The 11,916-nt window shown below is 34.4% G+C and carries 10 protein-coding genes; 5 read left to right on the top strand and 5 right to left on the bottom strand.

Annotated elements, in window-relative coordinates:
- The 3 genes from ACFEMA_RS05510 to ACFEMA_RS05500 all read right to left on the bottom strand — a co-directional run bounded on the left by ACFEMA_RS05510 (position 1) and on the right by ACFEMA_RS05500 (position 3,336).
- Positions 1-1,725, bottom strand: coding sequence for a phospho-sugar mutase (locus ACFEMA_RS05510; protein WP_411767047.1), 1,725 nt, complete (start codon positions 1,723-1,725; stop codon positions 1-3).
- Positions 1,726-1,804: 79 nt separating this feature from the next.
- Positions 1,805-2,755, bottom strand: coding sequence for a glycosyltransferase family 2 protein (locus ACFEMA_RS05505; protein WP_411767046.1), 951 nt, complete (start codon positions 2,753-2,755; stop codon positions 1,805-1,807).
- 47 nt (positions 2,756-2,802) lie between these two features.
- Positions 2,803-3,336, bottom strand: a complete 534-nt coding sequence (locus ACFEMA_RS05500; protein ID WP_411767045.1) for a DUF4199 domain-containing protein — start codon at positions 3,334-3,336, stop codon at positions 2,803-2,805.
- Positions 3,337-3,494: 158 nt separating this feature from the next.
- Between ACFEMA_RS05500 and ACFEMA_RS05495 the strand changes: the two genes are divergently transcribed.
- The 3 genes from ACFEMA_RS05495 (at position 3,495) to ACFEMA_RS05485 (ending at position 5,981) form a co-directional block, all read left to right on the top strand.
- Positions 3,495-3,746, top strand: a complete 252-nt coding sequence (locus ACFEMA_RS05495) for a type B 50S ribosomal protein L31 (protein ID WP_411767044.1) — start codon at positions 3,495-3,497, stop codon at positions 3,744-3,746.
- Positions 3,747-3,892: 146 nt separating this feature from the next.
- Positions 3,893-5,068 carry a GlmU family protein gene (locus ACFEMA_RS05490; RefSeq protein WP_411767043.1) on the top strand — a complete coding sequence of 392 codons (1,176 nt, stop codon included), beginning with the start codon at positions 3,893-3,895 and terminating at the stop codon, positions 5,066-5,068.
- A 37-nt stretch (positions 5,069-5,105) separates the two neighbouring features.
- Positions 5,106-5,981, top strand: a complete 876-nt coding sequence (locus tag ACFEMA_RS05485) for a hypothetical protein (protein ID WP_411767042.1) — start codon at positions 5,106-5,108, stop codon at positions 5,979-5,981.
- 3 nt (positions 5,982-5,984) lie between these two features.
- Here the strand turns inward: ACFEMA_RS05485 and ACFEMA_RS05480 are convergent, their stop codons facing one another.
- Together ACFEMA_RS05480 and ACFEMA_RS05475 are read right to left on the bottom strand one after the other, a co-directional pair.
- The gene (locus tag ACFEMA_RS05480; RefSeq protein WP_411767041.1) at positions 5,985-6,728 is read right to left on the bottom strand and encodes a LytR/AlgR family response regulator transcription factor; all 744 of its coding nucleotides are present in this window, start codon (positions 6,726-6,728) and stop codon (positions 5,985-5,987) included.
- The gene (locus ACFEMA_RS05475; RefSeq protein WP_411767040.1) at positions 6,725-8,728 is read right to left on the bottom strand and encodes a histidine kinase; all 2,004 of its coding nucleotides are present in this window, start codon (positions 8,726-8,728) and stop codon (positions 6,725-6,727) included. Before ACFEMA_RS05475 ends, ACFEMA_RS05480 begins: the two co-directional genes overlap by 4 nt.
- Positions 8,729-8,895: 167 nt before the next feature.
- Between ACFEMA_RS05475 and ACFEMA_RS05470 the strand changes: the two genes are divergently transcribed.
- Positions 8,896-10,626, top strand: coding sequence for a T9SS type A sorting domain-containing protein (locus ACFEMA_RS05470; protein WP_411767039.1), 1,731 nt, complete (start codon positions 8,896-8,898; stop codon positions 10,624-10,626).
- A gap of 158 nt (positions 10,627-10,784) precedes the next feature.
- Positions 10,785-11,789, top strand: a complete 1,005-nt coding sequence (locus ACFEMA_RS05465; RefSeq protein WP_411767038.1) for a LamG-like jellyroll fold domain-containing protein — start codon at positions 10,785-10,787, stop codon at positions 11,787-11,789.
- The last annotated feature ends 127 nt before the right edge of the window (positions 11,790-11,916 follow it).

Genomic DNA, 11,916 nt, shown 5'->3' with positions numbered 1-11,916 from the left:
TTAAAGGTTCATATCCGCTAGGATAGCATCAATGCGTTCTTCCAATAATTGCTCCGTTTGTTTAAATGCAGACACATTGTCAAGTGAGGTATTTACACTCACATAGAATTTTATCTTCGGCTCAGTACCACTTGGGCGCAATGCAATTTTGCTACCATCTTCAGTATAATAAATTAACACATTAGATTTTGGAATCGTAATTTCAGTTTCCTTATTGTTTATGACATCTTTGGCTACTGATAACTGATAGTCCTCAATACGGATAACTTTAGAGCCGTTGACTTCTTTTAAGGGATTTTCTCTGGCGTCAATCATCATTTGTTTAATTTCTTGAGCTCCTTCAATACCTTTTTTAGTCAAAGAAATTAAGCGCTCTTTATACAAACCATGTTCTACATATAAGTTAAGTAATGACTTGTAGAAGGAGCTGGAATTGTGTTTTGCCCAAGCTGCAATTTCACAGGCCAATAGGGTAGAGGTAACAGCATCTTTATCTCTTACAAAGTCACCAACCATATACCCAAAACTTTCTTCACCACCTCCGATAAAATCCAATTCTGGAAAATCGAGAATCATTTTGGCAATCCATTTAAAACCTGTAAGTCCAATTTTATAATCCACTCCATAAGCATCTGCCAGTGGTTGCATCATCGGTGTAGAAACTATCGTAGAACCAATAAATTCTTTACCATTAATTTTCCCTTCATCTTTCCACTTTTTCAGCAAGAAATCTGTCATTACGACCATGGTCTGATTGCCATTCAGTAATTTTAGATTGCCGTCTAAATCTCTAATGGCGACACCTAATCGGTCACTGTCAGGGTCAGTGCCAATAACAATATCGGCATTGGTTTTTTCAGCTAATTCCATGGCCATTTTCAATGCAGCGGGTTCTTCAGGATTAGGAGATGCTACTGTAGGAAAGTCTCCATCAGGCTCTGCTTGCTCTTCGACAACATGTACATTTTTAAATCCGGCGCGTTTCAACGTTTCAGGAATAGTGGTTATTGATGTACCATGTAAAGAGGTAAAGACAATGGTTAAATCATCTTTTGCATCTAACTTTAAGCCAATATCTCCATTTAAAACTGAAGCGTTAATAAAGGCATCGTCCACATCTTTACCGATGTACTTAATAAGGTTTTCTTGACTTTGGAATTTTATATCTGAATATTGTAAACTATTAATTTCTTTAATCACTTCTCCATCATGAGGTGGTACTAACTGCCCACCGTCTTGCCAATACACCTTGTAACCATTATATTCAGGTGGGTTATGAGATGCTGTTAAAACAATACCGCAGTGGCAGTCTAAATGTCTAACGGCAAAGGACAATTCTGGGGTGGTTCTTAAATCTTCAAAAAGATAAACCGTAATATCATTGGCAGAAAACACATCGGCAACAACTTTAGCTAAGGATTTACTATTATGTCTGCAATCATAAGCAATTGCTACTTTTATATTTTCGCCCCCAAATTGTTGCTTTAGGTAATTACTTAAGCCTTGTGTGTTTTTTCCAAGCGTATATTTATTGATACGGTTAGTACCAACACCCATGACGCCACGCATACCACCAGTTCCAAAGTCAAGGTCTTTATAAAAACTTTCTATTAAATCCTTTGGATTTTTATCACGTAGAGTGGTAATTGTTTTTTGGGTTTCAGAATCGAATGCTGGGGTCAACCATGAGTTGACACGCTCTAAAATCTTTGGTTCTATTTGCATTGTGATATTTTTTGCTAAAACAAAAATACGGAAATCGAAAAATTCAGATGTGTTTTGAATTCAATAATTTGGAAAGTTTCTAAGCGGTATTAAGACTTTCTTGAATTAAATAGCGCTTTTGTTGACGCTTAGAACCAAGAACCAATTCGCCTAAAAACCCTGCTACAAAAAATTGGGTGCCGATGACCATGGTTGCTAAAGAAATAAAGAATTGAGGACGTTGCGTTATCAGTCTTCCTGTTGGGTTAAAAAATAATTTGTCTATACCCAGGTAAATGGCAAAGCCAAATCCAATGATGAACATCAATACGCCAAGAGCTCCAAAAAGATGCATGGGTCGTTTTCCAAAACGAGACACAAACCAAATGGTCAATAAATCCAAAAAGCCATGGATAAAACGGTTCATGCCAAATTTTGTAGTGCCATACTTTCTGGCTTGATGTTTCACAATCTTTTCCCCAATTTTAATAAATCCAGCATTTTTGGCTAAAACAGGTATGTAACGGTGCATTTCACCATTAACATCAATATTCTTTACCACATCAGAGTGATACGCTTTTAATCCGCAATTAAAATCGTGTAACTTTACACCAGACGTTCTACGAGCCGCCCAGTTAAAGAGTTTAGAAGGAAGGTTTTTAGCGATGACAGAGTCGAAACGTTTCTTTTTCCAGCCAGACACCAAATCATAACCACCCTTAGTTATCATCTCATATAACTCAGGGATTTCTTCAGGGTTATCCTGCAAATCCGCATCCATGGTAATGACCACGTTGCCTTGGGTTTGAGCAAAACCAGCATGTAGCGCCTGTGATTTACCAAAATTCTTTAAGAATCGAATGCCTTTTACTGACGGGTCATTTTTAGAGAGTGCTTCAATGACTTGCCATGAGTTGTCAGTACTCCCATCATCAATAAAAAGGATTTCATAAGAAAACTGATTGGATTGCATCACAGATACAATCCAATCGTATAGTTCCTTTAAGGACTCTTCTTCGTTAAGTAGTGGTATAACTACTGATATGTTCATATAATAATTTCAGTCTATTGGCTAAACGTCAAAAATACAGAAATTATTTAAGCAGCATTAGGGTCTTTGCGTTTTACTACTGCTGCAACAATTAATCCAACAATACTAAACCCAACCAATTGATATGCAAGAGATTTAAAGATGCTGCCGATAGAGAACATATTATCCTGTGCTCTCAATTGTGCTATTGTCTGATCAATTGATTCTTGTGGCGCTCCAAAACGTTCCATCATAGCCATTTGAGATTCAATAATTTTTTCTTTCAAAACTAGTGCAGCATCAGGGTCAACGACATTAAATATAATAAGATTGACGATTGTGCTGATCACTAAAGCCACTAAAATTGTAATAAAATAAGCTGTGAATGCATTTTTAAAACTGATAAATCCACCTAGTAATTTTCGAGCTTTGACACTAGAGATAATTCCAAAAACAATTATTAGTAATAAAGATCCAATTCCAAACCACCATTGCGTAAACAAATCAAGGTAGACTGCATATCCAATTACTGTTAGTACAGCAAAGATGAGACCTAAATAAATACCGTAATTAAGAGCTGAAGATTTTAATGTTTTTTCCATTTTTGGTTATATTAGTTAATAGTTTCGTTTAGTTAGTACCTAAAGATATAAATTTGTTACAGATTTAATTGATAATTAATTTTGCAAAAAGTATTGTAGAATTCTAAAAAATCATTAAATTTGCACCTCGAAAAAATCGAATATTAAAGCATTTAGTGATGAGAAAAGGTATACATCCAGAAAATTATAGAGTAGTAGCGTTTAAAGATATGTCTAACGAAGATGTGTTTTTAACTAAATCTACAGCAGAGACTAATGAAACTTTAGAGGTTGATGGTGTTGAGTATCCATTAGTGAAGTTAGAAATTTCAAGATCATCACACCCGTATTACACAGGTAAATCTAAATTGGTAGATACAGCTGGACGTATTGATAAGTTTAAAAACAAATACGCTAAGTTTAAGAAATAATCCTACTACAGATATTTTTTTAAAAGCCTTTCTTCCCTGGAAAGGCTTTTTTATTTTATCGAATTCAACTACATTTGAGAACATAGAATTAGTTGTGGCAGGGGTCTAAGACTCAAAGCCTTCAGCTTTTAACTTCTCAATTTTATATGAATTATATTCTTTTTGACGGTCCTCATCGCAATAATCTTTTGCCATTTACTTATACACGTCCAGTGGCAGATATTAGGGTTGGTATTATGACGATTAGGGAAAAATGGGAATCTTACCTTGATTACACAACAACTACCGTTACGGAAGACTATTTGTCCGAAAAATTTCCGTTGGTAGAAATGGAAGCCAATATTATGATTAATGCTTCTTTCCTTCCGAATGAAGCTATTACTGGTCTTATTAAGAACTTAAAAGATAATCAGGCTATTTTTAAAGATCAGGATGTTATTGCGTTTTATGTGAAGGAAGGAGAGGAGCATGATGATTTCTCTGCTTTTGATGCTATCGAGTTTGAAGAAGACATTTTAAAAATTGAACACACCTGGGATATATTTTCAAAAAACGGAATAGCCATTGAGAAAGATTTTGAAATAATTACGAAGAATAGGATTTCAGAACCAATTCCTAATACCGTAAATACTATAAACCCAGAGAATATTTTTATCGAAAAAGGAGCAAACTTGAATTTTGTAACCCTTAATGCTAGTTCGGGTCCAATTTATATAGGTAGAGATGCTGAGGTTATGGAAGGGTCAGTCATTAGAGGACCATTTGCATTATGTAGTCATTCTACTGTAAAATTGGCGTCTAAAATTTATGGGCCAACGACTATTGGACCTCATAGCAAGGTGGGAGGAGAAATTAATAATTCTGTCATCTTTGGGTACTCAAACAAAGGACACGATGGGTTTTTAGGAAACTCTGTGTTAGGCGAATGGTGTAATATTGGTGCGGATAGTAACAATTCTAACTTAAAAAATAATTACGCTGAAGTACGTTTATGGGATTATAATACTGAAGGTTTTGCCAAGACAGGTTTGCAATTTTGTGGACTGATGATGGGCGACCACAGTAAGTGTGGCATTAATACGATGTTCAATACTGGTACTGTTGTTGGCGTCAGCGCTAATATCTTCGGAAGTGGTTTTCCGAGAAATTTTGTGCCAAGCTTTTCTTGGGGAGGACATGGAGGATTTATTACTTATAAAACGAATAAAGCCTTTGAAGTCGCCGAAGTTGTAATGAACAGACGTAACATAGCATTTACCACCTTAGATAAATCCATTTTAGAACATGTTTTTGAAATTACTAAAAGATTTAGGCGTGATTAGTTTCAGGATTACATTTCTTTTTTTATTTATAAGCAATTTGATTTTTGCACAAGATTCTGAGATTGTGCTTACCAACTTAGAGATGAACACTAAAAACCCTCATTTTGGTATGGCGCTTGGTCCTAACGGTAAGATTCTAATCACTTCCTTTAAAACCAATAAGAAAGGTAGAGTGATAATGGATGGTATAGACCCTGTATTAGGTCTATATGAGGGTAACGTGGAACCTAGTGGTGAGATTACTGACATATCTCCAGTTGAGTTTGCTCAGTCTGAAGACATTGAGCATATTGTTAGTGCAACCTATTCTCCAGATGGCAAAAAGTTATATGTGACGACTAAATATGGTAAACGTAAAAACAAACCTAAAGGAAACTTTAAGGAAACCAATTTACATATTGAGGTCGCAGAATATATTGAAGGCAAAGGGTGGTCTAATTTTACGGTTTTGCCATTTTGCAATCCAAAGTTTTCTTATGCGCATCCTTCAATTAGTGCAGACGGAAAAACGATGTACTTTATTTCTAGCGTAAAGGGACAGGGCAGTCAATTTACGAGAGGGAAATCAGATATTTATAAAGTTACTATTGATGAGAATGGGAGCTATAGTGAGCCAGAAAATGTAGGGATTAATGTCAATTCTTATGCGCAAGAGCTATTCCCGTTTATAAGTAGGGATAATACCTTATATTTTGCTTCGAGCAAACCTGGTGGTATGGGAAGTTATGATATTTATAAATCCGAAATGGACGACGAAGGCAATTTTAAAAAGGCAGAACATCTTTCTAAACCTATAAATAGTACTGCTAGTGATATTTGCTTTGTAATGGTTAGTGATAAAACAGGTTATGTGACATCTAAGCGTAAGTCTGGTAAAGGCGATGATGACATTTATTACTTTGTGATGCAGTAGTACTTATACTTGCAAGTAATTCTCAATAAACTTAATGAATTCATCCTTGCGACGACCAGAAATTACAATATTTTCACCAGTTACCATATTTACGCATAATCCATCTTTTTTGGTAATCCCCGTCATTTTTAAGGTATTAATGATATACGAATTGTGAACCCTATAAAATCCAGTGCCTTCTAATTTATTTTCAAAATCTTTGAGATGCTTGGTTACTGTAATTTTTTCTGATGATTCCAAAAACACATCCGTATAAGCTCCGCCAGCAGCGAGGTAAACAATTTCGTTAAGTTTAACTAACCTCATGCCGTCCAAATCTTTTAGCATAAGACTATTATCTTGCTTTGCTATAAATTGACTTGGATTTTTGTGTTGGTCTTCTTTACGAATCTCTTTTATTGCCTTATCTATTGCTAATTTAAATTCCTTGGTTTGTATCGGTTTAAGAATATAATCTAAGGCTCCAGATTTAATGGCTTCTATGGCATAATTTTCGTGCCCAGTGATAAAAATTATTTTAGCCTTATTCTTTTTTATTTTTTTCAGAATATCAAAACTTGTACTGTTTTTTCCAAGGTGGATATCTAATAGTAATAAGTCGTAGTCTATATTTTCTATTGATTTAAGCCCTTCGCTTATTGAAAAAGCGCTACTAATGATTTCAAAATCTGAGTCATAATACTTGTCAAGCAATGATTTTATAAGCTTGCAAATACGCTTGTCGTCATCTATAATTAATACTTTCATGCCGCTAAAACAGGAAGTTGAAATACGACTTCAGCTTCATTTTCTTTTTTAATGAAATTAAAATTTGCAGCTCTATTGTAAAGCTTACTATGCAATTCTATACGTTGTTTTGTGATTTGTAATCCTCTCGAAGGACTGTCTGGCCGTTTCTCAACAGAATTCTCAAGGACTTCATCTAAGATATTGTTTTTAATACTTATGAGCAATTGATTATTTTTTGACGAAAATAAAATTTCAATTTTTCCGTGTTTGTTAGAATTTGAATAGCCTCCATGTTCTATAGCATTCTCTAAAACCGTTTGTGTGATTGCGCTTGGTATTTTTGAATGGAGCAATTCATTTTGGTCTATATTAGAATCTATATAGTATTGAAAACTGTTCTCTAAGCGATGTTGCTGAATGCTGAGGTAATTTTCAATCATATTTTTTTCGTCATTTAAGCTCCATTCATCTTTGAAGGTACTTTCTAATACTAGCCTAGAAAATCTGGAAATACTGGATGTATAATTAATGAGTTTCTCGTTAAAACTGTGCTCCACCAATTCGGCTTGTAATGCTGTAAAAGCATTGTTGATATAATGCGGATTGAACTGTGAACGTGTCAGCTTTGATCTTAAGACTAAATTCTGAATTCTCCCCAGTTTTTTGTGGTATATAAACACAACACTGCCAAGAACTAAAACGACTATTAAGAGTCCAACTAAAAATAATATTTGATCGCGTTGTTGAGCTAATTTAACAGACGCAATTTCTTCTTTCTGCTTTAGTATAGTGATTTCACTATCCTTTTTTTCGGTTTCAAACTCTACCAATGTTTTTTGGAGATTTTGCATATCATTTTTTATAGTGATGCTGTCCATAAGGCTTATCATCTCCGCATTCACTTTAGTAGCTTCTTCAAAATCTTCTGTTTTAATAAGTACCTTGTTTTTTATGCTAAGTGCATACTTAAGACGTTTCAAATCATTTATTTGTCTAAAATAATTTGCTGAGGATTCTGCATATTCTAATGCTTTTTGAGATTCACCTTTTCGATAGTAAACTACAGATAACAGGCGTTCAGCATCGGCTTTTATTTCTTCAAAGGTATTAGTGCTTTTTTCAATAGAGTTCAGTCCTAACTCTTCAGCTCTGTCTAAGTTATCTTCTTCAAGATAAAGAAACCCTAAATTATTGCTTAACAGTAATTCCCTATTAATGATTTGATATTTTTTAGTTTGGACAAGTGCCTCTTCTAGGATATTAATGGCCTCGGGTCTTCTTTTGTTTAGCTGATAGATATATGCCAAATTATTTACTGCACCAAAATAGGATTCCTTATAATCATCTTTATTTTTTAATCTATTTGTTATTTCAGCAAAATATCTAATACCTTCCTTATAATTTTTTGATTTGGTATGTAGGTACCCAAGCATGTTTAGAACATAAACGTATTCGTCGAGCTTATCATTTGGGGATACAGTTTTTTCAAGCTCAGTCAATAGCGAAATGGCTTCATCATTTCTATTTAGAGCTACATAATTAGAAATGATACCTGTTTTACTTTCAATGGGATAGCGCCAAAGCTCATCGGGATCATTAAATTTTTGTGATACGCTTTCAGCTTTGGTGTAATAACCTAAAGATTCGTTATGCTTTCCAGAATCATATAAAGCACGTCCCTTTGTAATGTTGTAATGCGTTTTTAGATGATGATAGTCCGAATATTCTTTTAAATAAGCCTCAACCTGCTGTAATATCTCGTAGGTTTTATTGAGGTCAAAATTGCGATAGGTATTAGCTCTCAAAATATTTAGCCTATTAATTAAATAGTCAGTTTTTACGATTGACTTTAAGGAATCCAAATAAGCAATTCGGTTTTCATTGGTGGCCATTAGGTCTAAATTATTACTTACCGACTTAAAAAATGAGTGGTGCTCATCTAAAAGCTGTTGCTCATTGGTTTGCGAAAACATGGCAAAATGCATTGAGATTAGGCAGAGAAGAGTAAAATAGTGCATTGTAATTTTAATTTAATTAAAATTACAACTATTACTTCAGTATTCAATTTTCAAGAATTAAACGAAAAGTAGCATCCCTTAAATAAAACCTTACAGTTATAAAAAGGTGGGTCTTTGTATGTAGTAAGGTGGTTAGATTAGAGTCCAAATTATAAAATAACTTAACCATGAAAAAATTTTACTTATTATGTTTTATGCTATTTGCTTTTCATTTAGCATTTAATGCACAAACCTTGCAATGGGCAAAAGCCACTGGAGGAACAGGAAGTGATTATGCCAAAGATGCAGTTGTAGATGCATCAGGTAATGTATATATCGTCGGCGAGTTCTCAGGAACCGTTGATTTCGACCCTGGAGCAAATACCGTCAATAGAAATTCTAACGGCGGACTAGATATTTTTGTTTTAAAATTAGATAATAACGGAAATTTCGTTTGGATTAGAACTTATGGAGGAACAGCTGATGAAGTTGCTAGAACTGTTACATTAGATGACTCTGGAAAGGTCATCATAGGTGGTGGTTTTAGAAATACAGTTAACTTTTCTAATACAGGAACACCTTTAAATAGGACATCTAATGGTGGCGTAGATGCCTTTATCTTAGGACTTACTGCTGGAGGTGCAAACGATTATATATTGACTTTTGGTGGAACTGGAAATGATAATGTTTTTGACAATAAAGTTGATTTTAATAATGATCTTATTGTAACTGGGAATTTTTCAGCTACTGCAGATTTAAACCCAACCTCTGGAATACAAAATGAGACGGCTGGTGGACTAACGGACCCTTATGTTATGAAATTGAGTTTAGGTACATCAGGTCCTTCATTTTCTTGGGCAAAGACTTTTACCGGAAACGATACTGCATTTACAAGTTTTGGTAGGGCATTAGATTTAGATTCAAGTAATAATATAATATCAGTGGGTCGTTTTAGAGGCACCAACGACTTTGATCCAGGCCCAGGAGCAGCCAATAAAAGTCACACAGGAATTTATAATAGTTATATATCTAAATTAGATTCTAACGGAAATTTTGTTTTTGTCAAAACTTTAGACGGTGGAGAGCCTTTTCCTGAAGGTGAAGGTGTTGAAATTATGGATATTGTCATCGATTCTAATAATGATATTGTTACAACTGGGCGTTTTGATGGAACTACTGATTTCGACCCTAATGCAGGAACCAATAATTTATCTTCTGTTAATGCTACAGGTGATAATAAGCAATCTCTTTTTTTATGGAAACTATCAAATTCTGGCTCGTTAATTTGGGTTAGGGATTTTGACAGTACTTCAGATACATTATCATCTTTTTCAGTCGATATTGATAGTAATGATGACCTCTATTTTTCAGGTAGGTTTAGTGATAACTATCAACAGAACCCAAGTTCTAGTAGTTTTTTAACAGCCAACGGAACCTTTAACGGCTTCATGACTAAAATGACTAGTGCAGGCAGTTATCAATATACATTAAAAGTGGGTGAGAACGGAACAGATTATATACAACGTACAATTATTGATGGATCAGATATCATACAAGTTGGTCGTTACAGTGGATCAATTGATTTAGCTCCTGGTGCTTCAACTTTAACATTTAACTCAAATGGAAATTCTGACTTTTTTATCCAAAAGCTTCAAGAAAACTCATTGAGTAACGGCGATTTCTCAACTACAAACATCAAGATATATCCTAACCCCACCAAGCAATTCATTCTAATTAATGGACTAGAAGCATTCAATTATCAAGTGATAACCCTTCAAGGCAAAAAATTGTTGGAGGGCAATTATACAAGTGGATTAGATAAAATCGATGTTTCGAGCTTAAGTTCTGGTATGTATATCATTTCTATTTCAAATCAGGATGGTAGCCAAAGCATGACACATAAAATCTTAAAAAATTAATCACTATCTATTAAATTAGGAGAGATATGCTATGCGTTATCCCTCTCTTCTTCAATAGAAATCAACACTTGTTAAACCATATATAGCAGATATAAAAGTGTAACTAAGAAACAATTAATCGTAAATATATTAGCCCTAAACATTTAACCTATTTTATTATGAAAAAACAATTATTTATTTGGAGTGCTCTCGTTATTATGAGCTGTAGCAATGATGATTCTCCTACTGAAACCGAACCTGTAAATACAGCTCCTATTACAGAAGATGTGTCTTTTTCAGTTGATGAATATCTCACTTCAGATTTGTTAGGCACAATTGAAGCCTACGACAATGATGGAGATGATCTCACATTCTCAATTGCTTCACAAACACCAGCAGATGCCATGACCATAAATGAGACCAATGGTCAACTCATAGTACAAACACCCGATGCTTTTGATTTTGAACAACGTGATGAAGTTACAGCAACAATTGAAGTATCCGATGGTCAGTTAACTACATCGATGCAGTTAATAATTTCTATTAACGACGTGCCTGGGCCAGCGGGTAATCTTTTGGCGTATTACCCTTTTAATAATGACATGGACGATTACTCTGGTAATGGCAATCACGTTACAAATAATTCTTCAACAGGAATAACGACTATACCTAACCGATTTGGTAAATTAGATTCTGCTGTGGAATTTAATGAAGGCTTTATGTCCATTCCTTCGTTTGGAGAGAATGCAACAGAATTTAGTATATCTGTTTGGGTGTATAAAGATACAAGCATGTCACCAGGATTTAATAATGCCATTATCTCCAAAGCTGGGGTGGATCGTGATTATGTCCTTCGCTTTGATGGTGATAAAATAAATGCACATTATTACAGAGATTTATATTATCACAATGCCACACCAGATTCGGTACCTTTAAATCAATGGATTAATGTAATCCTCACTGTTGAGGAAGAAAATAATACTTGGAGCGTTTACATTGATGGTGAATTAAAAATATCTAACCCTAATGCTTACAGCAATAATTGGACAAACAATTCAGTGGTTATTGGAGCGCTGGAAGAAGCTGGAGGAGAATACTTCAAAGGAAAAATCGATGATATATTGGTTTACGACCGTGTATTGAATGCTGCGGATATTTACGAAATATCTCGAAATCGTTATTAATTATGAGGGGTTATTTAGAGAAAAACCGACTAGAAATTACATTAGTTATAATGTATGCCTCAATCTATAGTGTCATAGTACTTTTGTAATATGAAATCGCTTTGTAGTTTTAGTTAGGTTTATAATT

Source organism: Winogradskyella sp. A3E31 (assembly GCF_046720935.1).
Taxonomy (GTDB): domain Bacteria; phylum Bacteroidota; class Bacteroidia; order Flavobacteriales; family Flavobacteriaceae; genus Winogradskyella.
The sequence above is the reverse complement of the archived record's forward strand: the minus strand, read 5'-3'. Positions and strand labels throughout refer to the sequence as shown.

Coding starts and splice junctions, on each gene's coding strand:
- ACFEMA_RS05510 (WP_411767047.1), bottom strand. CDS start 1,725: ATGCAAATAGAACCAAAGATTTTAGAGCGTGTCAACTCATGGTTGACC.
- ACFEMA_RS05470 (WP_411767039.1), top strand. CDS start 8,896: ATGAAAAAATTTTACTTATTATGTTTTATGCTATTTGCTTTTCATTTA.
- ACFEMA_RS05465 (WP_411767038.1), top strand. CDS start 10,785: ATGAAAAAACAATTATTTATTTGGAGTGCTCTCGTTATTATGAGCTGT.
- ACFEMA_RS05495 (WP_411767044.1), top strand. CDS start 3,495: ATGAGAAAAGGTATACATCCAGAAAATTATAGAGTAGTAGCGTTTAAA.
- ACFEMA_RS05480 (WP_411767041.1), bottom strand. CDS start 6,728: ATGAAAGTATTAATTATAGATGACGACAAGCGTATTTGCAAGCTTATA.
- ACFEMA_RS05490 (WP_411767043.1), top strand. CDS start 3,893: ATGAATTATATTCTTTTTGACGGTCCTCATCGCAATAATCTTTTGCCA.
- ACFEMA_RS05500 (WP_411767045.1), bottom strand. CDS start 3,336: ATGGAAAAAACATTAAAATCTTCAGCTCTTAATTACGGTATTTATTTA.
- ACFEMA_RS05505 (WP_411767046.1), bottom strand. CDS start 2,755: ATGAACATATCAGTAGTTATACCACTACTTAACGAAGAAGAGTCCTTA.
- ACFEMA_RS05475 (WP_411767040.1), bottom strand. CDS start 8,728: ATGCACTATTTTACTCTTCTCTGCCTAATCTCAATGCATTTTGCCATG.